Source organism: Archangium lansingense, from assembly GCF_026626635.1.
GTDB lineage: Bacteria > Myxococcota > Myxococcia > Myxococcales > Myxococcaceae > Archangium > Archangium lansingense.
The window spans coordinates 12,657,972-12,683,782 of record NZ_JAPNKA010000001.1; the positions used below are offsets into that span (position 1 = coordinate 12,657,972).

At 68.7% G+C, this 25,811-nt stretch carries 27 protein-coding genes; 13 read left to right on the forward strand and 14 right to left on the reverse strand.

The features are described from left to right. Positions 1-31 precede the first annotated feature (31 nt). Complete coding sequence (locus tag OV287_RS50845; RefSeq protein ID WP_267541335.1) at positions 32-799, reverse strand: hypothetical protein; 768 nt, start codon at positions 797-799, stop codon at positions 32-34. Between the two features lie 12 nt (positions 800-811). Next, a complete protein-coding gene (locus OV287_RS50850; protein WP_267541336.1) occupies positions 812-3,664 on the reverse strand; it encodes a CRTAC1 family protein in 2,853 nt (950 codons plus the stop codon). Positions 3,665-3,870: 206 nt separating this feature from the next. On the opposite strand from OV287_RS50850, the gene OV287_RS50855 reads away from it, so the two are divergent. The 6 genes from OV287_RS50855 (at position 3,871) to OV287_RS56660 (ending at position 9,823) form a co-directional block, all read left to right on the forward strand. Further along, a complete protein-coding gene (locus OV287_RS50855) occupies positions 3,871-4,728 on the forward strand; it encodes a fatty acid desaturase family protein (protein ID WP_267541337.1) in 858 nt (285 codons plus the stop codon). Next, positions 4,728-5,363: a hypothetical protein gene (locus OV287_RS50860; protein ID WP_267541338.1), complete on the forward strand. Its 636-nt coding sequence runs from the start codon at positions 4,728-4,730 to the stop codon at positions 5,361-5,363. The genes OV287_RS50855 and OV287_RS50860 overlap by 1 nt, the downstream gene beginning before the upstream one ends. A gap of 69 nt (positions 5,364-5,432) precedes the next feature. Then, on the forward strand, positions 5,433-5,798 hold the full coding sequence (locus OV287_RS50865) for a hypothetical protein (protein ID WP_267541339.1): 366 nt from the start codon (positions 5,433-5,435) through the stop codon (positions 5,796-5,798). Positions 5,799-5,834: 36 nt separating this feature from the next. Continuing rightward, positions 5,835-7,640 (forward strand): hypothetical protein, encoded by a 1,806-nt coding sequence (locus tag OV287_RS50870; RefSeq protein ID WP_267541340.1) that lies wholly within the window; start codon positions 5,835-5,837, stop codon positions 7,638-7,640. 242 nt (positions 7,641-7,882) lie between these two features. Then, on the forward strand, positions 7,883-9,457 hold the full coding sequence (locus OV287_RS50875) for a S8 family peptidase (RefSeq protein ID WP_267541341.1): 1,575 nt from the start codon (positions 7,883-7,885) through the stop codon (positions 9,455-9,457). Between the two features lie 63 nt (positions 9,458-9,520). Further along, positions 9,521-9,823 carry a DUF5953 family protein gene (locus tag OV287_RS56660; protein WP_373371889.1) on the forward strand — a complete coding sequence of 101 codons (303 nt, stop codon included), beginning with the start codon at positions 9,521-9,523 and terminating at the stop codon, positions 9,821-9,823. Here the strand turns inward: OV287_RS56660 and OV287_RS50885 are convergent. Further along, on the reverse strand, positions 9,771-10,232 hold the full coding sequence (locus OV287_RS50885; RefSeq protein WP_267541342.1) for an immunity 26/phosphotriesterase HocA family protein: 462 nt from the start codon (positions 10,230-10,232) through the stop codon (positions 9,771-9,773). The genes OV287_RS56660 and OV287_RS50885 overlap by 53 nt on opposite strands. Before the next feature lie 147 nt (positions 10,233-10,379). Here OV287_RS50885 and OV287_RS50890 point away from each other — a divergent pair, with 147 nt between their 5' ends. The 3 genes from OV287_RS50890 to OV287_RS50900 all read left to right on the forward strand — a co-directional run bounded on the left by OV287_RS50890 (position 10,380) and on the right by OV287_RS50900 (position 13,015). Continuing rightward, positions 10,380-10,670 (forward strand): hypothetical protein, encoded by a 291-nt coding sequence (locus tag OV287_RS50890; protein WP_267541343.1) that lies wholly within the window; start codon positions 10,380-10,382, stop codon positions 10,668-10,670. A 141-nt stretch (positions 10,671-10,811) separates the two neighbouring features. Then, the gene (locus tag OV287_RS50895; protein WP_267541344.1) at positions 10,812-11,099 is read left to right on the forward strand and encodes a hypothetical protein; all 288 of its coding nucleotides are present in this window, start codon (positions 10,812-10,814) and stop codon (positions 11,097-11,099) included. 512 nt (positions 11,100-11,611) lie between these two features. Next, positions 11,612-13,015 carry a DUF1444 domain-containing protein gene (locus tag OV287_RS50900; RefSeq protein ID WP_267541345.1) on the forward strand — a complete coding sequence of 468 codons (1,404 nt, stop codon included), beginning with the start codon at positions 11,612-11,614 and terminating at the stop codon, positions 13,013-13,015. Between the two features lie 63 nt (positions 13,016-13,078). On the opposite strand, the gene OV287_RS50905 is transcribed toward OV287_RS50900, so the two are convergent. From OV287_RS50905 to OV287_RS50915, 3 genes are all read right to left on the reverse strand, one after another. Then, on the reverse strand, positions 13,079-13,468 hold the full coding sequence (locus OV287_RS50905) for an STAS/SEC14 domain-containing protein (RefSeq protein WP_267541346.1): 390 nt from the start codon (positions 13,466-13,468) through the stop codon (positions 13,079-13,081). 117 nt (positions 13,469-13,585) lie between these two features. After that, positions 13,586-14,077, reverse strand: a complete 492-nt coding sequence (locus tag OV287_RS50910; protein WP_267541347.1) for a CinA family protein — start codon at positions 14,075-14,077, stop codon at positions 13,586-13,588. A 109-nt stretch (positions 14,078-14,186) separates the two neighbouring features. Then, positions 14,187-14,411 (reverse strand): DUF3185 family protein, encoded by a 225-nt coding sequence (locus OV287_RS50915; RefSeq protein ID WP_267541348.1) that lies wholly within the window; start codon positions 14,409-14,411, stop codon positions 14,187-14,189. A gap of 96 nt (positions 14,412-14,507) precedes the next feature. Between OV287_RS50915 and OV287_RS50920 the strand changes: the two genes are divergently transcribed. The 3 genes from OV287_RS50920 to OV287_RS50930 all read left to right on the forward strand — a co-directional run bounded on the left by OV287_RS50920 (position 14,508) and on the right by OV287_RS50930 (position 18,072). Then, complete coding sequence (locus OV287_RS50920; protein WP_267541349.1) at positions 14,508-16,097, forward strand: AMP-binding protein; 1,590 nt, start codon at positions 14,508-14,510, stop codon at positions 16,095-16,097. An 83-nt stretch (positions 16,098-16,180) separates the two neighbouring features. After that, complete coding sequence (locus tag OV287_RS50925; RefSeq protein WP_267542582.1) at positions 16,181-17,719, forward strand: ATPase domain-containing protein; 1,539 nt, start codon at positions 16,181-16,183, stop codon at positions 17,717-17,719. Then, the gene (locus OV287_RS50930) at positions 17,716-18,072 is read left to right on the forward strand and encodes a response regulator (RefSeq protein WP_267541350.1); all 357 of its coding nucleotides are present in this window, start codon (positions 17,716-17,718) and stop codon (positions 18,070-18,072) included. Before OV287_RS50925 ends, OV287_RS50930 begins: the two co-directional genes overlap by 4 nt. Before the next feature lie 46 nt (positions 18,073-18,118). Here OV287_RS50930 and orn read toward each other — a convergent pair whose 3' ends face one another. Genes orn through OV287_RS50960 form a run of 6 tightly spaced genes read right to left on the reverse strand, consistent with a single transcriptional unit; the run spans position 18,119 to position 23,438 of the window. Then, on the reverse strand, positions 18,119-18,679 hold the full coding sequence (orn, locus tag OV287_RS50935; RefSeq protein ID WP_267541351.1) for an oligoribonuclease: 561 nt from the start codon (positions 18,677-18,679) through the stop codon (positions 18,119-18,121). Between the two features lie 45 nt (positions 18,680-18,724). Continuing rightward, the gene (locus OV287_RS50940; RefSeq protein ID WP_267541352.1) at positions 18,725-20,086 is read right to left on the reverse strand and encodes a bifunctional alpha/beta hydrolase/OsmC family protein; all 1,362 of its coding nucleotides are present in this window, start codon (positions 20,084-20,086) and stop codon (positions 18,725-18,727) included. Between the two features lie 33 nt (positions 20,087-20,119). Continuing rightward, entirely contained in the window at positions 20,120-21,547 is a 1,428-nt protein-coding gene (locus OV287_RS50945) for an RtcB family protein (RefSeq protein ID WP_267541353.1), read from the reverse strand. Between the two features lie 24 nt (positions 21,548-21,571). Further along, positions 21,572-22,045, reverse strand: coding sequence for an archease (locus OV287_RS50950; protein WP_267541354.1), 474 nt, complete (start codon positions 22,043-22,045; stop codon positions 21,572-21,574). Positions 22,046-22,051: 6 nt separating this feature from the next. Then, on the reverse strand, positions 22,052-22,735 hold the full coding sequence (locus tag OV287_RS50955) for a dienelactone hydrolase family protein (protein ID WP_267541355.1): 684 nt from the start codon (positions 22,733-22,735) through the stop codon (positions 22,052-22,054). A 19-nt stretch (positions 22,736-22,754) separates the two neighbouring features. Continuing rightward, positions 22,755-23,438 (reverse strand): phosphoribosyltransferase, encoded by a 684-nt coding sequence (locus OV287_RS50960; protein ID WP_267541356.1) that lies wholly within the window; start codon positions 23,436-23,438, stop codon positions 22,755-22,757. Between the two features lie 194 nt (positions 23,439-23,632). Between OV287_RS50960 and OV287_RS50965 the strand changes: the two genes are divergently transcribed. Further along, positions 23,633-24,553, forward strand: coding sequence for a ribose-phosphate diphosphokinase (locus OV287_RS50965; RefSeq protein ID WP_267541357.1), 921 nt, complete (start codon positions 23,633-23,635; stop codon positions 24,551-24,553). A 90-nt stretch (positions 24,554-24,643) separates the two neighbouring features. On the opposite strand, the gene OV287_RS50970 is transcribed toward OV287_RS50965, so the two are convergent. Together OV287_RS50970 and OV287_RS50975 are read right to left on the reverse strand one after the other, a co-directional pair. After that, entirely contained in the window at positions 24,644-24,838 is a 195-nt protein-coding gene (locus tag OV287_RS50970; protein WP_267541358.1) for a type II toxin -antitoxin system TacA 1-like antitoxin, read from the reverse strand. A 146-nt stretch (positions 24,839-24,984) separates the two neighbouring features. After that, positions 24,985-25,680 (reverse strand): DUF1361 domain-containing protein, encoded by a 696-nt coding sequence (locus OV287_RS50975; RefSeq protein WP_267541359.1) that lies wholly within the window; start codon positions 25,678-25,680, stop codon positions 24,985-24,987. Between the last annotated feature and the right edge of the window lie 131 nt (positions 25,681-25,811).

Consider the following 25,811-nt stretch of genomic DNA (forward strand, 5'->3'; position numbering starts at 1 on the left):
CCCCGTCCCTCTCCCGGCGGGAGAGGGGAAATCATGCCCTCACTCCGATCAGCTTCAGGCCCCGGCGCGTCCATAGGCGCAGCTGCTTCATCGTCAGCTCCGTCAGCGCCCACATCAGGTCCCTCGCGCGGATCTCCGCCAGGCACACCAGTTCCTCTCCCTCTATGTGCGCCGGGTTGTTCCTCGCGAAGAATGCAATGTGCGGATGGGCCGCTGCCTCCCGATCGATCGGCGCCACCCCGTCTCGCACTCGGTAGTGCGTTCCCGCGAAGCGCACCGTCCCCTTCGTCCCGTCGTACTGCTCGCCAAACCAGCGTCCGGCCAGCGTGCGAAGGAACGACACCCGCTCCGTTGGTGCCTCCCAATCGTGGCGCGGTACGGTGCGCGGGAAGTGGTTCACCGCCAGCAGGTACGTCTTGTAGCCCGCACTCAACAACAGCCACAGCAGCGGGCGTGTGGGGTGGCGCAGCTTGCGCGCGAGCATGAAGCGCCCGAAGCGCACCTGTAGCTCCTTCTGCCCCCAGTAGTCCGGGTGGATGACGGTGTCGCCCGAGAAGACGACCTCTACCGTCCGCCCCTCCACCTGCTCCTCGGAGACGCGCAGCGTGCTGAAGCCCACCAGCTCTCCCGAGCGCCTCGCGGACAGGAGAATCACATACTGCTTGTCAGCCAGGTCCCGAGCGAAGCGCTCGGCGCTGACGCCCGCGTAGCACACCTGCATCAGCGCGAGCATCTGTGCACGCTGGTGCTCGGTGAGCAACTCGCTCGCGACGGTGGCTCCCTTCAAGGCGGAGAACATCGGGCTCCCTGTCTATTTGCTGCCGCGCAGGCGCGCGCTGACCGCGGGCTGCGTGACGACGTGGTACCGGTCGGCGTCGAGCTGCACGGTCTGCACCTCACCGCCGTACCAATGAATGGAGGCCTTCACCGGGCCCGCGTGGCTACCGAGACCGAAGTGCAGGCGCGGATCCGCCGAGGCACTGAGGCCGCCCATCAGCCCCACCTCCCGCACCTGCTCCACGCGCTTGCCGCCCTCCTCGTAGGACACGACGACACGCGTCCCAACCGCGCTCCGGGTCGTCTGTTGCCCGTCCCCTACCAGCGAGAGGCCCACGAAGTGCGCTGCGTCCTTCCCCGCTCCGTCACGCAGGGTGTTTCGGTAGACGGACGCGGGCCCATGCTGGTTGGAGATGACAGCGTCCAGGTCCCCGTCGTCGTCCAGGTCTGCGAGCAACACGCCGCGCGAGTTGTCCGGCTCGTCCAGCCCCAGCTCCTTCGCCATGTCCACGAAGTGGCCGGGCTTCTCGTCGCCGAGGTTCAGGTACGCGCGGCGCGGCTCATTCGGGTAGATGGTGCGCCCGCGGATGTCGCCCCACTTGTCCGCGTACGTGTGCACCTCGGGGCCGGACTGCATCAGCTTGTGGTTGACGTACCAGTAGTCCTTGCGGCCCGAGTCGTAGAGGTGGTCCAGCCTGTCGTCGAGGTGGCCATTGGCCTGCACGATGTCCGGCCACCCGTCGTTGTCGAGGTCCCCCGCCGCCGCGCCCCAACCGAAACGCCGCTCGTTGAGCGCCCCGCGGAACGTCGCCTCGTCCTTGAACTCGGGGACGAACGGCTCCTTCCCCGGGTATGTCATCCACAGCAGGCTGCCCTCGGCCTGGAGCGAGTGGTGCACGTTGGACACGTAGACATCCAGCCACCCGTTGCGGTCGAAGTCCGCCACGCTGGAGTTCATCCCCTTGTACGTGTCCTTGCCAATCTCTCCGAACAGCTTCCCCACCACCCGGCGGAAGTGTTTGCCCTGCTCGTTGAGGTAGAGCTCATCCGGGCCAAAGTCGTTGGCGATGTAGAGGTCCGTCCACCCGTCCTGGTTCAGGTCCACCGTGCTCACGGCGAGTGACCAGCGCGTCTCGCTCAGCCCCAGCGCCACGGAGTCCAGCTTCTCGAAGGTGCCATCGCCCCGAGCGCGGTAGAGCACGTTGAGGCCGCCGTTGTCGGCGTTGTGCCAGCCGTTGTGGAAGAAGCGCAGCATGCGCCGGTCCTCGGGGTACTCGGGCGGCGGCAACCGGAAGAAGTTGAACGGGGTGGGTGTGGCGTAGTCCGGCAGGTGCGTGGTGAGCGCGTTGGCCACGAAGAGGTCCAGGTGCCCGTCCCTATCGAAGTCGAGCAGCGTCACGGCCATGCTCACCGAGTGGTCCCCCACTCCGGCCCGCGTGGTGACGTCCTCGAAGGAGGCGGTGCCCGTCTCGCGCAGCAGGTTGCGCAGCAGCTTCGAGGGTCCGAAGGCCACCGCCACGGCCAGATCCTGGTCCCCGTCACCGTCGTAGTCCACGAAGGTGCCTCCAGCGGCGGCACCCTCGGTGGTGTAGTTCGCGGCGATGTGCTCCAACGCAGGCACCTTCACGCGCTCGAAGCGCAGGCCGCCCAGGTTGCGGTAGAGCGCGGCACGGTATGCGTCCGACTTGAGCGGGTTCGTGAGGAAGAGGTCCACCTTCCCATCGCCATCGAAGTCGCCGGCGGCCACCGCGTCGCCCACGCTCAGCACCCACTTGGACACGTGCAGCACGCGCGGGTCCACCTTCAACAGCACGTCCCCCATCGTCGAGCCGAGCCCCGTGTGCGAGGCCTCCAACCGCTCCATGTGGAAGGGCAGCGGGCGAGACTGCACGGAGGGGGCCACCATGAGGAAGTAGCCCGCGGCCAGGGCGGCTCCGAGGCCTCCCACCGCCCCCAGTCGCTTGAGCGGCCCCGGAGAGAAGATTCCCGCGAAGTACGCGCGAGGCCCGCGCTGCCACAGGGCACGTGCGTGCAGGAAGAGGAAGCGCGCGGTCGCGCACGTGAGGGCCGCGTAGAAGAAAGTAAAGACGCTCTCCTTCAAGTGGAACACCAGGTCCACCAGCGTGAGGGCGAGCGCCAGGAGCACCTGGGCCCGGGGCGCCTTCGGCGACGTGCCCGGGTCGGTGATCATGTAGAAGGTGAAGATGAAGAAGGCCGGCGCCCCCAGCGTGCCGAGGAAGAGCACTTCGGGCGGCAGGTGGTAGCGCAGGATGTACGCGCGCAGCGCCGTCTGCAGCGCGTAGAAGCCGAGGAAGCTCAACACCAGCCAGGTGCGGCCCACGCGGAAGAAGAAGAGCACCAGCGCGGCCATGACGATGAAGGCCGAGAGCGCTACCTCTCCGTTGGCCCACTGGTAGGCCGGCGCCGCGGTGATGAGCTCGCGCGTGAAGAGCAGCGACGTGGCCACGCCGAACATCGACGGGTTGAAGACGTGGCGGCCCTCGAACGTGAGCACGTACTTGGAGCCGATGGTGAGCCACACCGGCAGTAGCAACAGCCAGCTCGAGTGCGAGTAGTTGAGCAGCAGCGCCAGCGAGCAGCACGAGATGTAGCCACTGAGCGGCACCACCTTCTCGCGCCGCAACAGCCAGCCCAGGCCCGCGTCCAGCGCGCTGCCGCTCGCGACGATGGCCAACATCTGCCACGGGTTGCGGTTGAAGCCGAAGAAGGAGAAACCCAGCACCCCGTAGAGCGAGAGGATGGCCGCGAAGGGGATGCGCGGGTCATTCCACCGGGGCCATACCCAGCCCCAACGCTCGACGAGGGGCGCCGTGTGCACCGCGGTGCCCACCGGCCCCGGGTGTGCCGCTGCCTGCTCAGCTCTCATGGGATGCGCCTCCGAGCGCGCGCCGAGAGTGCCCCGCCACCGCTCCTCTGTCCAGGACGGGCGGGGGGCTTGCATGTCCCCCCGGGTGCCTGCCCACCATCTCGACGATTCTCATGCTCCCCTCCTCGTGCGCACCGCTCCTTGCAAACTCCGGGCACCTCCCTCCTCGCGCTCCCGTTCCCCCGGAATTGCTCGAACGCACCACCGTGCCAGGACTGCTGCGGCTCGCCGCCACGCAATGGGCGTGGATCTGCCTGTGCTGGTTCGGAATGGTGTTCGTGCCCGAGGTGGCTCCGCTGCTCGCGCTGCTCGTCGCCGGCCGGCTGCACGCGCTCGGCGTCATCCTCCATGACGCCATCCACCTGCCCTGGCGTCATAAAGGCCCCGGCCTCCGGCTGCTGGAGCTGCTCGCTGGCTTCCCCGTCGCCACGACCCTGGAGGCCATGCGCTACCACCACCTGCGCCACCACCGCGACGCGGGCCTGCCCTCTGATCCGTACCGCCGTCCTCCCGCCAGCCCCTGGCGCCAGTTCGCCGTGTGGCTGCGCGTCTGCCCCATCCTCCCCTTCTGGGTGCTGCGCGGGCCCTTCGGACTGCTCGCATGGCGCCTGCCTCCGCTGCGCACCCCGTACGCTCGCCTCTTCCTCCAGGACCGCTCGGGCAAGGCCCTCACCCATGACGCCGAGGTGCTCGCCTGCGCCCGCGCTGAGGCTGGACAGGTTCTCTTCCACCTCGCGGTGCTCGGTGCCGCCCTGCGCTGGCCCTCGGTGGTGGGCCTCGGCTACGGCCTGCCCTTCCTGCTGACCTCAGGGCTGTGCGCATGGCGTCTGCTCGCCGAGCACACGCCTCGTACGGTGCAGGGGCGCACCTTGCGTGACGTACTCGCCTGCACTTCGGACCATGGGCTCGGATGGATCGGCCAGCTGCTCACCGCCCCGCTCAACGTGGGCTACCACGTGGTGCACCACCTCCATCCCCAGGTGTCCCTGCACCACCTGCCTCGGCTTCGCGACTGGTACCTCCTGCGCTACCCTGACCTCTACCCCAGCCCGCGTCGGCCCTGATGCTCTCCCCGCACACCCGCGTCTTCATCCTCGCCTTGCTGGGCCTGTCCGTGCTGCTCGGCTTCGTCTTCTGGCGCAGGCAGAACGTCCAGGCAGCCCGCGGCGGCCGCATCTCCCCGCCCAAGCTCGCCTGGCTCTTCTACGCCATCTTCCTCTGGTTCCTCCTCTGCCCCCTCGTCGCCCTCGACTCCGCTGTGCACCCGGAGCTGCGGATGGTGCTCGGCAGCTTCGGCGCCTTCATGTGGGTGCGCGGCGTGGCCGAGCTCTACATGCTCTACGTCTCCCACAACTGGAAGCCGCCCTACGGCATCGGCCATGACGTGCTGTGCATCGCCCTCGTCCTCAGCGGCCTCTCCTGGTACCAGCTCCACCGCGAGGGCCCTCTCTCGCGCATGGACATGTGGGCGCTGTCGTTGATCTCCCTGGTGCTGGTGAGCCTCTTCGTCGAGGTGATGTACGCCACGCTCTTCTTCCATGCAGTGGCGGGGCACACCACCGGCGAAGACGGCATCTGGTTCGCCGACGAGGAGCAGGCCCGCTTCCGCCGCATCAACCGCATCACCCTGGCCTGCAATATTCCGCTGTACGCAGGACTCGGTGGGTTGCTCGCCGTGGCGCTCGGATTCGCGGTATAGGCACCGCCCCGCTTCCTCCCAGGCCGGTGCGAGGAAGCACGCTCGTACCCATTGGGGGGAACACGACTCATGACGCTCAAGACATTCGCATCCGCCACCGCCCTGCTGCTCTCGCTGTCTCCGCTGACCATCGCCTCGGCGCAGTCCTCCTCCATCGAGACCTTCGTCTTCGAGACCGTGGACAGCTACGAGCTCCTCTCGGGCGTCTACCAGCTCAACGTCACCGGCATCATCCAGGGCGAGGCGGCCCCCCGGACCATCGCCATCCCCTCGGCCACCAACACCAGCACGCCGTACGATGCGCGCGTGCGCTCGTGCGAGCGCCTGGCGCTGATCGCCATGAGCAAGCCGGGCCAGTACTTCTTCGAGGTGCGGCGCGGTCCCTCGAGCGTCTATTCCCAGCCACTCCAGGGCTGCAAGCTCACGCGCCGCTAGCGCTCTCCACCCGGCACGGACAAACGGAGGAGAGACATGACGCGATGGATATGGCTGGCGCTGGTGCTGGCGCTTGGGGGCGTGCAGCTCGGATGTGAGGAGGCCGCGGGCTCGAACGTGGACTCGGACAACGACGGAGTCCCGGACAGCGAGGACTGTGACGACGCCTCCCCCCTGGCCTGGCGGCGGGTGGAGGCCTATTTCGACTTCGACAAGGACGGGTACGGTGCCGGCACGCTGCAAGCGTTCTGCACCGGGGACAACCTGCCCGCGAACGCCGCGACCGTGGCGGGCGACTGCGCGCCCCAGGACGCCACGCGCTGGCGCACGTTGGAGGGGCCCGGCCTCTACTACGCGGACCTGGACCGGGATGGCAGGGCCTCGAGCACACCGTCCAGCGCGTGCGTGGGCACGGACCTGACGGGCTACACGCAGACCGCGGGCACGGACTGCAATGACTCGGACCCGAAGGTCTGGGAGCTGCGCACCCTCTATCTGGATCAGGACGGAGATGGCGTCTCCGGCGGAGAGCCCTCCCAGTCCTGCACGGGCAACACGCTGCCCGCAGGCGCCTCCGAGACCTCACAGGAGGACTGCGCGCCCCTGAATTCCTCGCTCCATCAGGTGCTGAGCTACTCCTTCCGGGACGCGGACCTCGATGGGGCCACCGTGCCCGAGGAGGGCACCCTCTGCACCGGCTCGACGCTCCCCGCGGGCTACTCGCTCACCGCCGGGGCCCGCTCGGATTGTGACGACACCCGCGGCGACCGCTGGCAGCTCATCAGCGAATACCCCGATCCCGATCGGGACAGCGTGGGCAGCGGTCCGGCCGAGCAACATTGCGCGGGCTCGCTGCCGGAGCCCGGCTACTCCCGGCTCTCGAGCGACTGCGCCCCGGAGGATGGAACGCGCTGGCGGATGGAGTCCTACTCCTGGCGCGACGCGGATGGCGATGGCGCGACCGTGGCCGAGTCGGGACAGGTGTGCATTGGCAACTCCCTCCCGAAGGGCTACTTCCAGTTCTCGGGCTCTTTTAGCGACTGCGACGACACCAATGCCGCTGTGTCCGTCACCTGGAACGTCTTCGCGGATACGGACAACGACGGGGTGGGCGCCGGCTCCAGCGTGACGCTGTGCGCGGGCACGACCCGGCCCGCGGGCTACTCGCACGTGGGCACCGACTGCGAGCCCGGCGACGCCTCGCGCTGGACGGAGCTCGCCTTCCAGTACCGCGATGCGGACCTGGATTCCTTCACCGTGGCGACCAGCGGCTTCGTCTGCACCAACGGCACCCTGCCCCCGGGCTACACGAGCTCTCCCAAAGGCACCGACTGCGACGACACCCGTGCGGACCTCAACCAGAGCCTCCAGGCGTACCTCGACGAGGACGCGGACGGCGTAGGCGCCGGAAGCCCCTCCACCTTCTGCACCAACGGCTCCCTCCCCACCGGCTACGCCTCCAGCAGCACCGACTGCGCTCCCAGCGACGCGCTGCGCTGGCGGAACCTCGCCTTCCAGCACGTGGATGCCGATGGCGATGGCCGCACCACCCCCTCCTCCGGTCAGCTGTGCAGCGGCAGCGCCCTTCCTTCCGGCTACGCCACCAAGGCCACCGGCAACGACTGCGACGACGCCAATGCCGCCCTCTACCTCTGGCGCGTCCTCTACCCGGACAGGGATGGGGACGGTGTGGGTGTCCCTCCCCGCGCTGTGCTGTGCCTCAACGATGGACCCGTTCCCGCCGGCTACTCCATCTACGGGTTTGATCCGGACGACACCAAACCCACCATCGCCTACCCCCCGGAAGACGAGGGGTTAGAAGCCCTCCTTCTGGGCGAATGAGGAACGGCTAAATCTTCCAGGGAAGGAAACCGAGACTTCACCGTCCTGTTTCCCTTCTGGAAAAATTCTGCTAATACTGCCTTCAACGAAAAATTCTAGAACCCCGGTAGCCAGCCGAACGAGCGCAGATCGGCATGGCAGGCTACCGGCATGACGGTGATGGGGAGGCTCCGGGCACCCCCAACCCCGTAGCCCACCGTCATGGCCGTACGTCCCCCTTCACCCCCCTGGAAGGACGGAAGATGAAGGCCTCGTTTCTCACGAACCGCGTGACTCGCACGTTGATGATGGGCTTGTGCCTGCTGGCGGTGCCCTCCGCCCAGGCCAGCGGCGTCAAGGTGCTGGATCCGCGGCTCTCCACCGTGAAGCCCACCAGTCCCGAGCTCGAGCCGGAGACGCCGGTGCAGCGGCTGGTGGTGAAGTTCCACGAGGGCACCCGGGTACGTCTGCGGAGCGGCCTGCTGCAGATGCTGAGCACCGAGCGCAACCCGGCCGAGCGCATGCGAATGGCGCGCCGCGGACTCTCCGAGCTGAAGGTGCAGGTGGAGCTCCTGGCCGCCCTGAGGCTGCTGGCCCAAGCCCCGCGCATGGGCCCGCCGACTCGCCTCTTCCGTCAGGACGAGTACACGCTGGCCGAGCGCAAGCGTCTGGCCGAGGAGCGCAGCGGCAAGGAGATGGCGGACCTGGATTTGTACTTCGAGGTGCCGCTGCGGCCCGGAACGATCGCCGCGGACGTGAACGACCTGGTGATGAAGCTCAACGCGCTCGACAGCGTGGAGATCGCCTACGCCGAGGCGGCCACCGAGCCGGCCCGGTTCGACATCAGCTCGGCCGACCGCATGTCGACCACCACCGCGACGTATGAGGGCCGGCAGGGCTACCTGAACGCGGCTCCCAGCGGCATCGACGCGCGCTACGCCTGGACGGTGTCGGGGGGCACTGGCACGGGCGTGAAGATCGTCGACATCGAGGGCGCCTGGAACAACTCGCACGAGGATCTGCCGGCCTTCTTCCACACGGGCGGCATCCAGTTCAACGACTCGAGCTGGCGCAACCACGGCACCGCGGTGATGGGGGTAATGGTGGGCCAGGCCAACGACTTCGGCGTCACCGGCATCGCGCACGGGGCGCAGGTGGGCCACGAGGGCATCGCCGGCCAGAGCATCGCGAGTGCCATCAACCGCGCGGCGCTGGCCGCGGGCAAGGGCGGCGTCGTGCTCATCCAGCTCCAGGCGAAGGGGCCGCGCATCGGCCGCGACTGCACCTGCAACACGAGCCAGTGCGAGGAGGTGCCGCTGGAGTACTGGCGGGCCAACTTCGACGCCATCGCCCAGGCCACCGCCAGCGGCGTGCACGTGGTGGAGGCCGCCGGCAACGGCAGCGTGAATCTGGACTCGCCGGTGTACCGCGGCGCCTTTGATCGCTCGGTGCGGGACTCGGGCGCCATCATGGTGGCCGCCGGCACCGCCGGGACTCGCGCCCCTCTGTGCTGGACCAACCACGGCAGCCGCGTGGATCTGCACGCCTGGGGCGAGAACGTCGTGACGCTGGGCTACGGCGACCTCTCCGGCACCTGGTCCGGCGAGGACAGGTGGTACACGGACAGCTTCAGCGGGACCTCCAGCGCGGCCCCCATCGTGGTGGGCGCGGTGGCCAACCTCCAGGGCGTCGCCAACGCCAGCGGCAAGGGCCCCCTCGAGCCGCGCGCCCTGCGCGAGCTGCTGCGCGCCACCGGCACGCCCCAGGAGTCCAACACGAAGCAGATCGGCCCGCTGCCCAACCTGCGCGACGCCATCCCCCAGCTGCTCGCCCCGTGAAGTAGAGGAGAGGGCGGGACCGCCCGCCCTCCAGGAAGTGGGCGGGTAGGGTAGCGCGAAGCCGTGAATCACCTCGCCTGGGCCACACGCCTCCTGCTCACATCCGCCTGGGCGAGCGCGCCCGCGCCGCGCCAGCTACCAGTGCTCAAGCTCCCAGAGAGAATCCGCTCGCCCGGCATTCCACAGGACCTGGGCTGGCTGAACTACTGGTCACCCGCCGCCCTGCGCGCCTACGGGCGCTTGGGGAGCACTCGGCATTTGCGGCATTTCCAATCTCGGCTGATGGAGTCGGGCGCCAGGGTTCGGAGACCTCCTATTGCAGGCGTACTTTCAGATGCTCCACTGAGTCATTGGGCAGCCCCATGAAGGTGTCGAGCAGGCGTTTCTCGACACCGTGCTGTTCCCAAACAGCCATGGCCTCGAGCCCGACACACTCCTGGGGCTCGGCACTTCTCGAATTGCCGACTGTGTCGAAGATCGTGCAGTCACGGAAGTTCCCCACGTCCTGCCTGAATTGGACAATCGGTTGAGCCAGGGACTCCTCGAGCATTCTCCGTCCAATGACCTCCCACGAGCCCGGCTCCAAATGGCGGACAGCAATCTTGAAGAGGATTGGCTTGGATGCGATCCGGTCGAGGTCCGAGTCAGGGCTTTCGGTCCTATATGCGTAGAAAGCGTCAAACACTCGTGTAAGCGCCCTCCCATAGCCGAAAGTGCCGTCGGCAAGGGGAATCCTCAGAAAGGTCCCCGGTCTATGTATGCGCACCTTCTTCATTTCCTAATATCCCGTGTAAGGATGAAGTTGACCCCAGCGCTCCGTGGCCGCGTCGTGAAACCGCCTGCCCCTCGGATTGTCTTTCGCCACACCGCGCACGACGTTCTCGGTCCGATGGGGCTTTCCAGTGTCTGACTGGGCGCCCCCATGGGAATCAATCAACTGCTGCTCCCTTCCGCGAATCCGCCAATATGCGGCGTCGTCATATCTTCGGCCATAGTCAATGGCGGCCCCGATATCGAATTGATCAACCCTCGCGAAATCGAACACAGCCCCATTGGGTTCATCGTTCTCGTCGATGTGATGGCTCATGTCTCGAAAAATGACCGCCAGAGCCGCCTGTTCGTCGAGGGGCTTGGTGAGATCGACAACCATGCTGGTTCGCCCCAGGTAGTAGCGGTGGGTGGTCTTGTTGAGCTTCCTGCAGGTCACATATAGGCGCCCCCGCCTATTCTTGGTGTCCTTGTCGGGCTCTGCTCTTGGCGATGCGCCAGGAGGAGCGAGCGGGGCGGACGTCGGTCCCGTTTGGGCCGCCCTGGAAGCCCCTGTTGCCGCACCGTTGGGTGCATTGGATGGGTATTGACCCTGGACCCACCCGGACACATCGCCGAAGTGCGTGCCGTAGAACTCGTCCGCGATCTCGATCGGGGTCTCCGACCCATCCACGGCCGCCTCGACGGTCAAGCAGAGCAAGAGCACACCACCGGCCGCCGCAACAACCGCGCCTCCAGTGACGACGAGCTCTCCCGCCGCACCACCGGCCCCTACTTCTCCCGCGGTCGTGCCGCCTTCTGGCACGAGCCGGAGCACGCCGCGTGGTATGCCATTACCCAACCCCTCACCAGAGAGCCCCTCCAACGGAGGTGACGAGGGTGGGGTCAGTGGCACCGCTGGCGAAGCCACCCCCAGCGTTGCCGCCACAGGCACCACTTCCACGCCAGCGCGAGCTGCATGAAACGCTTCATCCAGTGCCCCCGACGCAACGTCACGGCGCGGGACATAAACGCAGCGCTCTTGCTGACCCGTGGCGTGACGGATGCTTTGGGCAGCCCCGCTACACCCCACGAGAAACATGCAGAGCAGCACAGCCCACCCGCGTGACATGCAGCGCCTCCTGGCGTTGACTCCATCCACAAGGAGCTCGATTCGAGACTACACATCCCGCCTTATTCGCCCAAGGATCGGCGGGCGCTCCAGCCCCTGACCACGGCCGACGAGCAGGGGGCACGGACGTTCCCCGGAAAAGGAGCGGCCCCACGGGCCTGACCGGTCCCCAGCCGGGTGAGCGCCACGTGGAGAGCCCCGCCAATGCGCTATGGTGCGGCCGCTCAGAGCCGACTTGCCCAGGCTCCCGTTGACGGGACGAGACGACCCCACACATGACACGAACCAGGTATCGAAAAGGCGCCCTCCTGGGCCTGCTGGCCGCGGGGCTGGTGCTCGGGCTCGCATACGCCAGCACGCGCGATGAGCAACCCTCACGAGCAGGAGCTCCACCCACCGCGGCAGCTCCCGCCACCCCAGCGCCCGCCGCCGCGCCCCCCGGTGGCGAGGACGCTGGCACCGTGGACCTCGCGCGCCAGGAGGCGGATGCCTTCGCCCAGAAGGTCATGGAGGCCCTGCGCATCGCCGGAGTCAGGGACGCGCTGAACTATGACCCCGAGCGCTTCCTCATCTGGACTCCCAGCGCGGATGGCGGGCAGGGACTGACGCTGTTCCTCACCAACGTCTACGATGATTACCGCGCCGCCCCGCCCGGACAGAGGACGCGGGTGCTCGAGCGCATCATCTCCGTCCACCAGGCTCCCCCCAGCGCTCCCGAGGCCTATGCCCAGGCGCGCCCGGCGCTGCTGCCGGTGATACGGCCGCGCTCCTATTTCGAGATGCTGCAGGTGCGAGGCACCGCTGACTCGCCGTCGGCCGCCTGGCGCCCACTGGGCGAGGTGCTGGCGGTGTCACTCGTGCAGGACCTCCCCGACTCCATGCGCTACATCCACCCGGGTGACCTGGAGCGCTGGGGCGTCTCGTTCGACGAGGCCTACGCCCACGCGCTGGCCAACCTCCGGGCGCGCAGCCGCGAGCCCCTGGTGTCCATCGGCCCGGGCGTGTGCGCCGCCGCCTGGGGTGACAGCTACTCGCCCTCGCGCCTGCTGCTGGACGAGGTGGTGAAGCGCTGCCTGGTGCGCGGCGAGCCGGTGGTGCTGGCGCCCGGCAGGGATTTGCTGCTCATCACCGGCGCCCAGGACGAGCAGGGGCTGCGGCAGGTGGCCGAGCTGGCCGCGGAGGCGCTCGAGGCCCCCCGGCCGATGGACGGGCGCGCGCTGCGCCGCACCGCGAGCGGCTGGGTGCCCTTCCTCCCCGCGCGCGCCAGCGCCTCGTGGCCAGCCCTGCACCGGCTCGCCCTGCGCAGCGAGGTGCGCGACTACGCCGACCAGACCGAGCAGCTCAACGCCCTGCACCTCGAGAAGGGGGTGGAGCTCTTCGCCGCCTCGCTCCTGGTGGCCGAGGACGAAGACGGGCGAATCCGCACCCACACCCTCTGGGTGAACGGCATCCAGACGCTGCTGCCTCGCGCGGACTCCATCATCTTCATGGAGGAGGAGCGCGGCCCCGAGGCGCCGCCGGTGGCGGTGGTGCCCTGGGAGCAGGTGGTCCGGGACGTGGGCCACCTGCTCGTGCGCGAGGAGGGGCTCTACCCCGAGCGCTACCGGCTCAAGGGATTCCCCACCCCGAAACATTTCGAGCGCTGGAAGGCGGAGCGGACCGCCCGGGAAGTGCCCTGACCCGGACGCCCGAGCGAGAGAAGACCCTCCCCCCTCGCCCTATCCCAGAGGGAGAGGGGATTGCTAGGCGGAGAGGACTTCCTCTTCTCCGTAGATGAGCCAGCGCCGCGCCGATTGGTCGTCAGCGAAGCGGCGGAGGATCTTGTCCGTCCCGCTCTCGCGCGCCACCCGGTTGAGCTGCAACGCGGACAGCGGGTTCTCCACCATCTCGGCCACACGCTTCACGCCATGCTGGATGCCGAACTGCTGCACGTCCCGCAGCAGCTCCGCCACTTCCGGCGCCGACGGGCGGAAGGTGCGCATGTCCGCCTTGATGTTGATGTCCTTCCCAGCCAGGGACAGCGTGGCGGACTTCAGCTCCTCGACGAAGCTCGCCATCTCCTCCGGGCGGATGAGTCCATCCAGGACGAGCTCGATGATGGAGTGCTCTCTGTCGACGTCAATCCTGTGCATGGCCGCTCTCCTTCCGTGAGAGAGGAACACCGTCAGAAAGAGGGGAGATGAATGAGGACACGAGGCTAACACCCCCCTCTCTCGAAGCATTGCGCCCCCACCCAGCATGTCGGGCAGTCAGCTTCTCTCCAGGAGGGTGAGCAACAGCTCCAATCCTCGCGCCGCCGCCGCTCGGCGGATCCCCGCTCGGTCCCCTGTGAAGACGTGACGCTCACACAGGGGTGCACCTCCTCGACGTGTCACGGCGATGTAGACGAGCCCCACGGGCTTGCTCTCCGAGCCACCCGAGGGCCCCGCGATGCCCGTCTCCGCGAGCGCCAGGTCAGCATGCGAGCGGGCCAGCGCTCCACGCGCCAGCGCGAGGGCCACCTCCTTGCTGACGGCCCCATGGGCCACCATCAGCTCCACCGGAACGCCGAGCTGCTCCGTCTTGGCCTCGTTGGAGTAGGGGATGAAGCCGCGCTCCACCACCGCCGAGGCCCCCGGAATGTCCGTCAGGCTCGCGGACACCAGGCCCCCCGTGCTGGCCTCGGCCAGCGCCAGCCGCACGCTCGCGCGCCGGCAAGCCTCCAGCACGCGGCGCGCTCGCTCCTCCAACAGGGGCTCCATGGATCAGCAGCCCGCTTCCGTCGTGGCACACAGCACTGTCACCAAGGTCTCCTCCTTGTAGCCCACGCCCAAAATGGAAGGGGGCGGCGGGAGATGCGACAGCCGCGCGCTACCGGCGTCCGCGCTTCTTCCCTCCCCCGAAGGCGATGAGCAGCACACCCCCCACCACGCCCGCGGCACCGATGGCCAGCTCACGCTGGGTGCGCTCGGTGTATCGCCCAGTGAACGTTTCCATGGCGCGCTCCGAAAGCGAGCCGGTGGCGCGGTACGCGCTCGCCAGGAAGAAGGTACCGGCGACAACGAGCATGAATCCCAGGATGCGGGCGATCCCCACGGCGTTTCCCCTCAGTGTGTTGGACGGGCCGGAGTCCTCCCGGCGCCGCACGCAGGTTAGTGCGGAATGCCCCCCTCGGGGGTAGCTTCCGCGCCCATGGCGACCTCCCTCCTCGAGACCTTCCTCACCCGCGCCCGCCAATCACCCGAGCGGCCCATCCTGGACTTCGAGCAGCAGCGCTTCACCGCCGGACAGCTCGCCGGCCATGTCGCCGCTTTCGCCAGTGCCCTTCAGCGCCGAGGACTGAAGCCCGGAGAGCGCGTGGCCCTCTTCCTCGAGAACAGCCCCGCCTTCGTCATCTCCTATCTGGGCACCCAGTACGCCGGGGGCGTCGTCGTCCTCGTCAATACCCAGTACCGCCAGGTGGAGCTCGGCCACATCCTCTCCGACGCCGGAGCGCGCGCCTGCGTCACTGGAGCCGCGGGCGCTGCCGAGCTCGCCCCGCTGAAGGCCCAGCTCCCCGCGCTGGAGTGGCTCGTCACCGAGGAGTCTCCGGGCGGGCCGCTGAGCGCCCCCGTGCCGTGGCCCGCAGTGGACTTCGACGCGCTCCTCGCCGAGGGCAACCCCACCGCTGCCCTCCCCCTGCCCGGGGGCGAGCAGCTCGCCGTGCTCGGCTACACCTCCGGCACCACCGGCCGCTCCAAGGGCGCCATGCTGCTGCACCGCAACCTGCTCGCCAACGTGCGCGCCGTCACCGAGGCCTGGCGCTGGACGGAGAAGGACCGGCTGCTGCTCACCCTCCCGCTCTTCCACACCCACGGCCTCATGGTGGGCCTGCACGGCACGCTCTACTCCGGCGGCAGCGTGGACCTGCGCCGCCGCTTCGCCGCCCCCGAGGTCCTCTCCGCCCTCCAGGAAGACAGCTCGCTCACCATGTTCTTCGGCGTGCCCACCATGTACGGCCGGCTCGTCGAGGAGGCCCGCCGCACCGGCCCGAGCCCCCGCCCGCGTTCCTTGCGGCTGCTCGTCTCCGGCTCCGCCCCGCTCAGCCCCCAGCTCTTCCACGACGTGGAGGAGACGTTCGGCCAGCGCATCCTCGAGCGCTACGGGATGACGGAGACCATCATGAACACCACCAACCCCTACGAGGGCGAGCGGCGCCCCGGCACCGTGGGCATGCCCTACCCTGGCCAGGAGGCTCGCGTGGTGGACGTGCGCACCCGCCAGCCGCTGCCCGATGGGGAGACGGGGGAAATCGAGGTGCGCGGCCCTCACGTCTTCGCCGGCTACTGGCAGCGCCCGGACGCCACCGCCGAGTCCTTCGACCCCGAGGGCTGGTTCCGCACCGGCGACCTCGGCCTGCGCGACAGGGACGGCTACTTCCACATTACGGGCCGTGCCCGCGAGCTCATCATCAGCGGCGGCTTCAACGTGTACCCGCGCGAGGTGGAAGAGGTGCTCGCCACGCACCCGGGCGTCGCCGAGGTGGCGGTGCTCGGCCTGCCGGACTCGGACTTCGGCGAGCAGGTGGTGGCCGTCGTCGTCCCCCGCTCTCCCGCGCCCGAGGCCCAGGCCCTGACGGACTTCTGCAAAGACAGCCTCGCCAGCTTCAAGAAGCCCCGCCGCGTCGTCTTCGTGGAGGCCCTGCCCCGCAACGCGCTCGGCAAGGTGCAGAAACACCTGCTGCGAGAGCGCCTCCAGACCCAGGCTCCACCTGCGAACGTCCAGAAACCAACAGAGCCCTGAACCTTCGGGAACCTTCAGACACTCGCAGCGGAATTCTCCTCAGGATGTAAGTGGTGTCAGTAGTGTCTGGTTGGCGAGAGGAGATGGGGAGCGTGAACGAAGCCGAGCAGTCCGAGGAGTCCGCTCGACGGGTGTCGACCGGGTCCACCGGTCTGGACGCCCTACTCAGGGGTGGGTGGCTCCACGGGGGCACCTATATGGTCACCGGGGCCCCTGGGACGGGGAAGACCATCCTGGGCAACCAACTCTGCTTCTCCCACGTGGCCAACGGGGGCCGGGCTGTCTTCATCACCATGCTGTCCGAGTCCCACGGACGGATGATGACGCACCTGCGCCGCATGGAGTTCTTCCAGCGCGACATCATCGGCCAGTCGCTGCACTACGTGAGCGGCTACGCCACGCTCAAGGCCGAGGGGCTCGACGGGCTGGCGCGGCTGCTCTACCGCTCGGTGCGCGAGCACGAGGCCACGGTGCTGGTGGTGGACGGGCTGCTGGCCGTGCAGGAGAGCGCCGGCTCGGTGCTGGCCTTCCGCGAGTTCCTCCACGGCCTGGGGGTGCACAACGCGCTGGCCGGTTGCACCACGCTGGTGCTCACCAACCGGCAGGAGAACGCGGCGGACCCCCAGTTCGCCATGGTGGATGGGGTGCTGGTGCTGGAGCAGCAACTGCGGGGACTCCGCGCGGTGCGCACCGTGGAGGTGTTGAAGCTGCGCGGCGAGGCCCAGCTGCTCGGCCGGCACACCTTCGAAATCAACGCGCACGGGATTGCCGTCTACCCGCGCCTGGAGAGCCTCTACCCCCACCCGCCCCAAGACGAGCTGGACTTGGAGCGGCGGCAGGGCTTCGGCCTGCGACAGCTGGACGAGATGATGCTGGGCGGGGTGGTGCCGCACTCGTCCACTCTGCTGCTCGGCGCACCAGGCAGCGGCAAGACGTTGCTGGGGCTGTACTTCCTGGAGAGTGGCGCGCGCCAGGGCGAGACCGGCCTCTATTTCGGCTTCTCGGAGACGAAGCCCCGGCTCCTGGCAAAGGCCTCCAGCGTAGGCCTGGAGCTGCGGCCGTGGGTGGACTCGGGCCGGCTGGTGGTGGAGGCGCGGGCGGCGGTGGAGACCCTGCCGGATGCGCTGGCGCACGAGGTGCTGAGCCTGGTGGAGCGCCACCGGGTGCGGCGGCTCTTCCTCGACGGCCTGGAGCCGCTCCTCCAGGAGCCCATCGAGCCCAAGCGGGCCGCGAGCTTCCTCACCGCGCTCATCAACGTGCTGCGCTCGCGCGGGGTCACCACCTTGATGAGCCAGCAGACCCAGGTGATTTTCGGCCCCCGGTTGGAGGCGAGGCTGGAAGGCGTCGAGGCCATCGTCGACAACATCCTCTTCCTCCGGTATGTGGAGCTGCGCTCCCAGCTGTACCGGATGATGTCCATTCTCAAGATGCGCGAAAGTGGCTACCAGGCCGCTCTGCGCGAATTCTCCATCTCGACTCGGGGCATTGACGTGGCCGAGAACTTCGAGAGCGCCGAGGCCATCCTCACCGGACAGGCCCGGCCGCTGAAAGCAAAGCCCAAGCGCTCCCGCCCCCAGAAGGCGGTGCGGCGCATGCCCTCCCGGAAGCGGAGCCGCTCATGAGCAAGCTCCTCATCGTGGACGACGAGGTGGCCATCCTCGAGGCCCTCACAGACATCCTCTCCGTGGAGGGGTACGAGGTGACCACCGCCGCCAACGGCGCCGAGGGGCTCGACCACGTCCGAAAGGACAGGCCGGACCTCATCCTGTTGGACCTGATGATGCCGGTGATGGACGGCCAGGAGATGCTGCGCCGGCTCAAGGAGGACCCCGAGCTGCGCAACACCCCCGTGGTGGTCATGAGCGCCGGCCGTGTGTCCAAGTCCGAGCTGCAGGGCAGCCGCTTCCTGGCCAAGCCCTTCGAGCTCGATGACCTGTTGGACACCGTGGCCGCCGAGCTGAACAAGGGGCACTGAGGGGTGCTCCCTCTCCCGCTGGGAGAGGGTCGGAGTGAGGGTCTGGCTAACCCCCCGTGGCCGCACGGAACAGGTGCGTGCGGTAGTGCGTCAGCTCCGTGATGCTCGCGCGCAGGTCCGCCAACGCCGTGTGCCCCGACGCCGTCTTCTTCAACGGCACCATGTCCGGGAACCACGCGTTCCCCAGCACCTTGATGCTCGTCACGTCCACCTGCCGGTAGTGCAGGTACCGGTCCAGCATCGGCATGTACTTCACCAGGAAGCGGCGATCCGTGTGGATGGAGTTTCCGCAGAGGATGCCCTCGCCTATCCCGCAGTGCTGCGCCACCAGCCCGGTGACTTCCCGCTCGGCGACCCTCAGCGACGTCTGCGAGTCGCGCACCTTCTTCAACAGCCCGTTGCGCGTGTGCATCTCCCGAACCACCGGCTCCATCCGCCCCAGCACTTCGTCCGGCTGCCAGATGACCCGCTCCATCTCCGCCTTCGGCACCAGGTCCGGTCCCGTGATGATGACTCCAATCTCGATGATCGCCGATTCGTCGGGATCCAATCCGGTCATCTCCAGATCGAGCCAGACGAAACACAGGGGCGGGGTGGGTGCGGGCATATGCCACTCAGTGTAGCCGGGTTTTCAGAACGGTGACGGATCCCCTCACCCCGTCCCTCTCCCGGAGGGAGAGGGGTTGTTGTCGCTCGTGGGGGGACTGGGGCTGGTGTTGCTGGGGGTGGTGTTGCTGGGGGTGGTGTTGCTGGGGGTGGCGTTGCTGGTGGCTCCGTCGTCGAGGAACGTCTGCACGTCGATCTCCGATTCCATCGTGCGATGCACCGGACACCGGTCCGCCATCTGCACCAGCCGCTGCCGCTGCTCCGCACTCAACGGGCCCTCCAGCGTCACCGTCCGGTCGATCCGGTCCACCTTGCCCTCCTTCGTCTCGCAGTTCTGGCAGTCCTCCGCGTGCACCTTCGAGTGGCGCAACCGCACCGACACGTGCTCCAACGGCCAGCCCTTGTTGCGCGCGTACACACGCAGCGTCATCGCCGTGCACGCCCCCAGTGCCGCCGCCAGCAGCCCGTACGGTGAGGGGCCTGTGTCTTCTCCTCCGTACGCCGTCGGCTCGTCCGCCCTCAGCCGATGCCGCCCCACCCGAATGTCCTGCGCGAAGAAGCCCTCCCCCGCCTCGTGCACCTCCACGATTCCCTGTGACAGCTCCGGCCCCGCCTCGCGCTGCGCCTCCACCTCGCGAGAGCCGACGTACCTCCCCGCCCACGCCCCCAGCACCGCCGCCGCGAAGCGCGCGTCCTCTGGTCGGCTCAACAGGTGGTCCGCCCCCTCCAGCGCCAGCAGGCTCTTGGGTTGTCTCGCCGCCTCGTAGATGCGCTGCGCACTCCGCATCCCCACGACTCCGTCTCCCGGTGCGTGCAGCACCAGCAGCGCTCGGCCCAGTCGCTGCAGCACTTCCTCCATCGGAGACTCGGTCAGCGCGTCCAGGAAGCTCCGGGAGATGCGCATCGCCCCCTCTCCCAGCTCCACCCTCGCCTCGCCCCGCTCCCTCGCCTGCTTCAGCACCGGCGCCAACAGTCCGTGCACCTCGCCCAGCTCATAGGGCGCTCCAATCGTCGCCACCGCCCTCGCCTCGGGCACCTCGCCCGCCGCGTGCAACACCGCCGTTCCCCCCAAGCTGTGGCCAATGAGCAACCGCGGCGCCTCGCGTGTTGTTCGCAGGTGCGCCACCGCCGCCAGCACGTCCTCCACGTCCGAGAAGTCATGCGTGGTGGGGGTGGTTCCCCCCTCTTCCGTGAAGTCGAAGCGCAGCACCGCCAGCCCATGCTCCGCCAGCGCCTGGCTGATGGCCCTCGCCGGAAAGACGTCGCCCCCGCAGGTGAAGCAATGCGCGAAGAGCGCGTACGCCACCGGTCTCCTCGCCGGCAACTCCAGGCGCGCCTCCAGCCTCCGGCCCCCCGCGCCCTGGAAGATGACTCTCTCCGTACGCGTCTCCATCTCGATGACCCTCACCCCGACCCTCTCCCAGAGGGAGAGGGAGGAACGTCAACCCTTGATGCAGGCGAGCGGTTCGAGCCTCGCCACCTTGTGCGACAGCCCCGCCACCTCCGCTGCGTCCACCACCTCGACCACGTCCTTGTAGGCCCCCGGTGCCTCCTCGGCCACGCCCCTCATGGATGGGCTCCGAATGAGGATTCCCCTCCTCGCCAGTGACTCCACCACGTCCCGTCCCCGCCAGTGCCGGAGCGCGTCGTGCCGGCTGTGGCTCCGTCCCGCCCCATGCGCCGAGGAGCTGAAGGCCCTCGTCTCGCTCTCCTCCGTCCCCGCCAGCACGTACGACGCCGTCCCCATGCTCCCGCCAATGAGCACCGGCTGCCCCACCTCGCGCAGCCCCGGTGGCAGCTCCGGGTGTCCCGGTCCGAACGCCCGCGTCGCTCCCTTCCGGTGCACGAAGAGTCCGCGCCTCTTACCGTCCACCTCGTGCTCCTCCCGCTTGCACGTGTTGTGCGACACGTCGAAGAGCAGCCCCAGCTCCGAGACTCCCGCCACCCGCGCGAAGACCTGGCGCACCAGGTGGGTGATGATCTGCCGGTTCGCCAGCGCGCAGTTGATGCCCGCCCGCATCGCGCCCAGGTACTCGCGTCCCACCTCCGAGCGGATGGGCGCGCACGCCAGCTCCCGCTCCGGCAGCTTCAGTCCCTGCCTCGCCGCCTCCAGCAGCATCTCCCGCAGGTACTCGGTGCCTATCTGGTGCCCCAGCCCCCGCGAGCCGCAATGGATGCTCACCACCACCTGCCCCTCGCGCAACCCGTACGCCTCCGCCAGCCGCGCGTCCTCCACGTGCGCCACGTGCTGCACTTCCAGGTAGTGGTTGCCTGAACCCAGCGTCCCCATCTCGTCCGCCTGCCGCTGCCTCGCCCGGCGCGACACGAACTCGGGACGGGCCCCCGCCATGCACCCGCCCTCCTCGATGCGCGGCAGGTCTCCCCACGTGCCAAAGCCCTGCTCCACCGCCCACCGCGCGCCCCCCGCCAGCATCGCGTCCATCTGTGCGTCGTCCAGGTGCACCCGGCCCGTGCTCCCCATCCCCACCGGCACCTCGTGGTAGAGCGCGTCCGCCAGCGCCTCCTTCAAGGGCTCCACCTGCTCGCGCGTCAGCGGCGTCTCCAGCAGGCGCACACCACACGAGATGTCGAAGCCCACCCCTCCCGCTGAGATGACGCCCTCCTCCTCGTCGAAGGCCGCCACCCCACCAATGGGAAAGCCGTAGCCCCAGTGCGCGTCCGGCATCGCATACGACGCCTTCACGATGCCCGGCAGGCTCGCCACGTTGCATGCCTGCTCGTACACCTTCTCGTCCATCTCCCGCATCAACGGCTCGGAGGCGTAGAGCACCGCGGGCACTCGCATCGCCCCGTACGGCTCCACCCACCACTCCGCTTCCCCATGCCTGCTCACGCGTCCCAGGTCCATGACCGCTCCTCGCCAGGGCCGGCGTCACACGTCGACCACGCACTGCACGTACCAACCGCCGTCCGCCTCCCTCCGCACCGCCAGCCCCGTCAGCGTGGCCGCCTTCACCTCCACCGCCGGCTCGTGCCGCTCCACCTCCACCGGCTCGCCCCACGCCCGCCCCTCGAGGCGCCCCCCCGTGAGGTGCACCTCGAATCGGCTGAAGAGCATCCGCCGCGCCGACATCTCGTAGATGAGCGCGTTCAGCCAATCCGTGAAGAGCACCTCCGTGTCCGGCGCCTCACAGCTCACGTCTACTGACTCCCTCGGGAGAACTTTCGAGGGCTCCGTGATGACGGCACAGAGCGCCACCGCCGCTCGCTCGAAGGCCTCCTCCTGCGTCCGACCCCAGCCCCACACTCCAATGTCCGAGCCGTGGCGCAGGTGGCCCCACCGCGGGCGTGCTCCCGCGAGTGGCTCGCCCACTGGAGTGGGGTCTCTGGGTGGCTCCGTCTGCATCCGGCCTCAGGGCGCGATGGGCCTTGGCTCGAGCTCCAGCGCCGAGCCGAGGAAGCGCGTGAACCAGCCCGCCGCCAGCGCCGCCACCCGCTCCAGCGCCCCCCTCTCCACGAACAGGTGCGTCGCCCCCGGAATCACCTCCAGCGCCTTCGGCGAATGCAGCCGTTCCAGCGCCCGCTGGTTCAAGTCCAGCACGATGTCATCCGACCCTCCCACGATGAGCAGCGTCGGCGCCATCACCCGTTTCAGTGCTCCCCCTGCCAGGTCCGCCCGCCCTCCCCTCGAGACCACCGCGCCGATCACCTCCGTCCGCTCCGCCGCCGCCACCAGTGCCGCCGCGGCCCCCGTACTCGAACCGAAGTAGCCCACCCTCAACTGGCTCAGCTCTGGATTCGCGAACACCCAATCCGTCACCTGCCCCAGCCGCTTCGCCAAGAAGTCGATGTCGAAGCGCAACGCCGCCGTCTGCTCGTCCTCCGCCTCCTCGTCCTCCGTCAGCAGATCGAACAGCAGCGTCCCCAACCCCGCCTCCCTCAGCGTGTACGCCACGTACCGGTTGCGCGGACTGTGCCGGCTGCTCCCGCTGCCATGCGCGAAGATGACCAGCCCCTGCGCCCCCTCCGGCACCGCGAGCGTCCCTCCGAGGCTCACCCCTCCGGCCAGCACCTCGACTTCCCGTTCCACCGCCATGTCACTCCTCCTCTGAAGCTCAGACCCACCACGCATCCCCGGCGTTCATCGCCGCCTCGGGGCCCTGCTGCTTCCTCACCCGCGCCAGCACCCCCTGCACCTCCTCGTCCGAGGTCTGCCGGAAGTCGTCGTAGAACTCGCCCACCGAGCTCATGAACTCGGCCGGGTGCACACAGACCAGCTCGTCCACCTCGGGGCGCAACGATTCCAGGGACTCCACCGCCCCCACCGGCACGGCGAGGACGATCTTCCGCGGACGCTTCGTCCTCAGCGCTCGGATGGCCGCACGCACCGTGCCGCCCGTGGCCACGCCGTCGTCCACCAGGATGACCGTGCGACCCTCGAGCGCCGGCGCGGGATGCACGCCCCGGAACCGGGCAATGCGGGCCGCCACCTCCTGAGCCTCCCGCTCGGCCGTCTGCGTCACCTCCGTCTCGGAGAAGCCCAGCGAGCGCATCATCTCCCGGTCCAGGAAGAGCGCCCCGCCCTCGGCCACCGCCCCCAAGCCCAGCTCCGGCTCCCCCGGCGCCCCCACCTTGCGCACCACCCACACGTCCAGCGGCGCCCCCAGCTTGCGAGCAACCTCATGCGCCACCGGAATGCCGCCTCGCGGCAGGCCCAGCACCAGGGGGGACTCGGCCCCATATTCCGTCAGCAGGTCCGCCAGCTGCTGGCCCGCGTCCGTCCTGTCTCGAAAGCGCATGCGTCCTCTCCCCGGGGCGAAGGTCTCCCCTCTAGGAGAAGCACGCCTCGCGCCATTGGCTCCCGACGCTCCACCGAGGGCCGGGCCGCCCTCTCGGCTCGGGTGCGCGAATCCCACGTTCATGCCCAGCCGGAATGAGGGATGATGCCCCTACCCGCCCCGGCCAGCCCGGCCAGAGGGGACGCGGAGGGATCATGGAGCTGACCGTCTTCAGCGGTACCGCCAACCGCCCCCTAGGCGAGGCACTCGCCTGGGCGCTCGGAAGCCCTCTCGGTGACTGCAAGCTCGAGCGCTTCCCGGATGGCGAGCTGCACGTGGAGCTCGGCGAGGACGTCCGAGGGCGCAACGTGTGCATCATCCAGCCCACCGTGCCCCCCGTGGGGGAGAACCTGCTGGAGCTGCTGCTGATGGCGGACGCGTGCTGGCGCGCGGGCGCGGCACGGCTCATGGCGGTGCTGCCTTACTTCGGCTACGCGCGGCAGGACCGGCGCTCGAGCCCCAGCGAGGCGCTCGGCGGCAAGCTGATCGCAGACCTGCTGGAGCGAGGGCACTTCGACAGGCTGATGGCGGTGAACCTCCACACGCCGTCGCTGGAGGGGTGCTTCAGCGTGCCACTGGAGCATCTCAATGCGGGCACGCTGCTGGCCGAGGCCGCGCGCCCCTATGCGGGCCCGGGCGCGGTGGTGGTGTCCCCGGACCTGGGCGCGGTGAAGCTGGCGGAACGGTATGCGAGACAGCTCGGGCTGCCGCTGGCCATCGTCCACAAGAGCCGGGTGAGCGGCTCCGAGGTGAGCGTCCAGGGACTGGTGGGCGAGGTGCGCGGATTGAGGCCCATCATCGTGGACGACCTCATCTCCACGGCGGGCACCATCGCGGCGACAGCGGAGACGATTCTCAAGGAGGGCTGCGCCGATGACATCACCGTGGTGGCCACGCACGCGCTGCTGGTGGGCCCCGCGGTGGAGCGGCTGAGCAAGGTGCCCATCCGCCGCCTCATCTCCACCGATAGCGTGGCGCCTCCCAAGGGGCTGCCCTTCAAACACGAGGTGGTGAGCCTCGCCCCGTTGCTCGCCGACGCCATCTGCCGCGTCACCTCCCACGTGCGCGTGCGCTGACCGCGGGAGACCTCCCGGGCGCGCGAGTCAGAAAGTTGTCCAACAGTTGGACAAGTTCGCGCCGCTCGCGACCGGAGGGGACGGTAGAACTCAACGAGCGCCTGGTACGTCGTTCTTGCGGTTGTTCCTCCTTGCCACAGCTGCCTTCAAGGCAAGTGTTGGACCAGGCGGGTTCTCCAGCAGTTTCTGTACGCGCTCGAAATCCGCATCCGACAAAACGATGCGCTCACGATGAGCAAGCCATTCCACACGAGCTTCTGAATCAGTCGCTTCCAGTTGGCTCATGGTCTTCTCCCAGAGATCGAAAGTGCTCGCGATGAGTCTCCACCAGTGGAGTATCTCCTGGGAGCACGATTCATAAAGTTGTCCAACAGTTGGACAAGTTCGCGCCGCTCGCGACCGGAAGCCTCCCGGGTCGGGTAGCGAGCCCCTCACGCCCGGGCCCGCTCCGTCCGGCGCCGCTGCATCAGGGTCTCGAAAGCGAGATACGAGAGCAGCACCAGCCCGGCGAACACGGCCGTCGTCCCCACCAGCCACCGGTACTCCATCGGCTCGCTCATGTGTCCGAGCACCGCCTCCAGCAGCGAACGTGGCCGGTTCAGCACGTTCCAGCTGTTCCACCGCTCGAAGCGCCCCAGGTAGATGCCATAGCCGCACAGCACCGACGCAGCCAGCACCCCGCTCCACGCCGCCAACCGCCCCCACCGCTCCTCCAACAGCCGCTTCCACACCTCCAGCGACAACAGCCCCAGCAGCCACCCCGTCGCCGCGAAGCTCGCCAACATCGCCGCGTCGAACCACAGGGGCACTCCCGGCCTCGACTTCAGGTGGATGAAGTCCGTCAGCAGGTACGGCGCATTCGGGAACGCCAACAGCCACGCCCCGCCCAGCGGCAGCAGGCTCCACCACCTCGCCCACCCTCGCGCCTGCAGCAGACTCGCCAACAGCGCGAGCCCATATGGCACCCAGGCCAGGAACAGGTTCCACACGAGGAAGATGAAGCTCCGCCTCCCGCTCCACTCCAGCCGCAGGTGGAGCATCACCACCGCCACCGCGCTGCTGAGCAGCACCGGCAGCAGCCCGTGGTGGCGAAGCAGGGACAGCATTCTGGAGCGCAAGGTCATCATGGCGTGCACCGTGGTGTGGCCCCGAGGCCACGGGTGTGTCCGGCCTTCTCACGTCCCCGGTTGCCACGACGGCAGGGCCACCGTGGCCACTCGGAGACAGGAAGACACTCTGGCAGGGCCGGAAGGCATCC

Excerpts from the sequence above, each read along its gene's own strand:
- OV287_RS50845 (WP_267541335.1), bottom strand. The coding sequence starts at position 799 with ATGTTCTCCGCCTTGAAGGGAGCCACCGTCGCGAGCGAGTTGCTCACC.
- OV287_RS50850 (WP_267541336.1), bottom strand. The coding sequence starts at position 3,664 with ATGAGAGCTGAGCAGGCAGCGGCACACCCGGGGCCGGTGGGCACCGCG.
- OV287_RS50860 (WP_267541338.1), top strand. The coding sequence starts at position 4,728 with ATGCTCTCCCCGCACACCCGCGTCTTCATCCTCGCCTTGCTGGGCCTG.
- OV287_RS50865 (WP_267541339.1), top strand. The coding sequence starts at position 5,433 with ATGACGCTCAAGACATTCGCATCCGCCACCGCCCTGCTGCTCTCGCTG.
- OV287_RS50870 (WP_267541340.1), top strand. The coding sequence starts at position 5,835 with ATGACGCGATGGATATGGCTGGCGCTGGTGCTGGCGCTTGGGGGCGTG.
- OV287_RS50875 (WP_267541341.1), top strand. The coding sequence starts at position 7,883 with ATGAAGGCCTCGTTTCTCACGAACCGCGTGACTCGCACGTTGATGATG.
- OV287_RS50885 (WP_267541342.1), bottom strand. The coding sequence starts at position 10,232 with ATGAAGAAGGTGCGCATACATAGACCGGGGACCTTTCTGAGGATTCCC.
- OV287_RS50890 (WP_267541343.1), top strand. The coding sequence starts at position 10,380 with ATGGGAATCAATCAACTGCTGCTCCCTTCCGCGAATCCGCCAATATGC.
- OV287_RS50900 (WP_267541345.1), top strand. The coding sequence starts at position 11,612 with ATGACACGAACCAGGTATCGAAAAGGCGCCCTCCTGGGCCTGCTGGCC.
- OV287_RS50905 (WP_267541346.1), bottom strand. The coding sequence starts at position 13,468 with ATGCACAGGATTGACGTCGACAGAGAGCACTCCATCATCGAGCTCGTC.
- OV287_RS50910 (WP_267541347.1), bottom strand. The coding sequence starts at position 14,077 with ATGGAGCCCCTGTTGGAGGAGCGAGCGCGCCGCGTGCTGGAGGCTTGC.
- OV287_RS50920 (WP_267541349.1), top strand. The coding sequence starts at position 14,508 with ATGGCGACCTCCCTCCTCGAGACCTTCCTCACCCGCGCCCGCCAATCA.
- OV287_RS50925 (WP_267542582.1), top strand. The coding sequence starts at position 16,181 with ATGGGGAGCGTGAACGAAGCCGAGCAGTCCGAGGAGTCCGCTCGACGG.
- OV287_RS50930 (WP_267541350.1), top strand. The coding sequence starts at position 17,716 with ATGAGCAAGCTCCTCATCGTGGACGACGAGGTGGCCATCCTCGAGGCC.
- orn (WP_267541351.1), bottom strand. The coding sequence starts at position 18,679 with ATGCCCGCACCCACCCCGCCCCTGTGTTTCGTCTGGCTCGATCTGGAG.
- OV287_RS50945 (WP_267541353.1), bottom strand. The coding sequence starts at position 21,547 with ATGGACCTGGGACGCGTGAGCAGGCATGGGGAAGCGGAGTGGTGGGTG.
- OV287_RS50950 (WP_267541354.1), bottom strand. The coding sequence starts at position 22,045 with ATGCAGACGGAGCCACCCAGAGACCCCACTCCAGTGGGCGAGCCACTC.
- OV287_RS50955 (WP_267541355.1), bottom strand. The coding sequence starts at position 22,735 with ATGGCGGTGGAACGGGAAGTCGAGGTGCTGGCCGGAGGGGTGAGCCTC.
- OV287_RS50960 (WP_267541356.1), bottom strand. The coding sequence starts at position 23,438 with ATGCGCTTTCGAGACAGGACGGACGCGGGCCAGCAGCTGGCGGACCTG.
- OV287_RS50965 (WP_267541357.1), top strand. The coding sequence starts at position 23,633 with ATGGAGCTGACCGTCTTCAGCGGTACCGCCAACCGCCCCCTAGGCGAG.
- OV287_RS50970 (WP_267541358.1), bottom strand. The coding sequence starts at position 24,838 with ATGAGCCAACTGGAAGCGACTGATTCAGAAGCTCGTGTGGAATGGCTT.
- OV287_RS50975 (WP_267541359.1), bottom strand. The coding sequence starts at position 25,680 with ATGATGACCTTGCGCTCCAGAATGCTGTCCCTGCTTCGCCACCACGGG.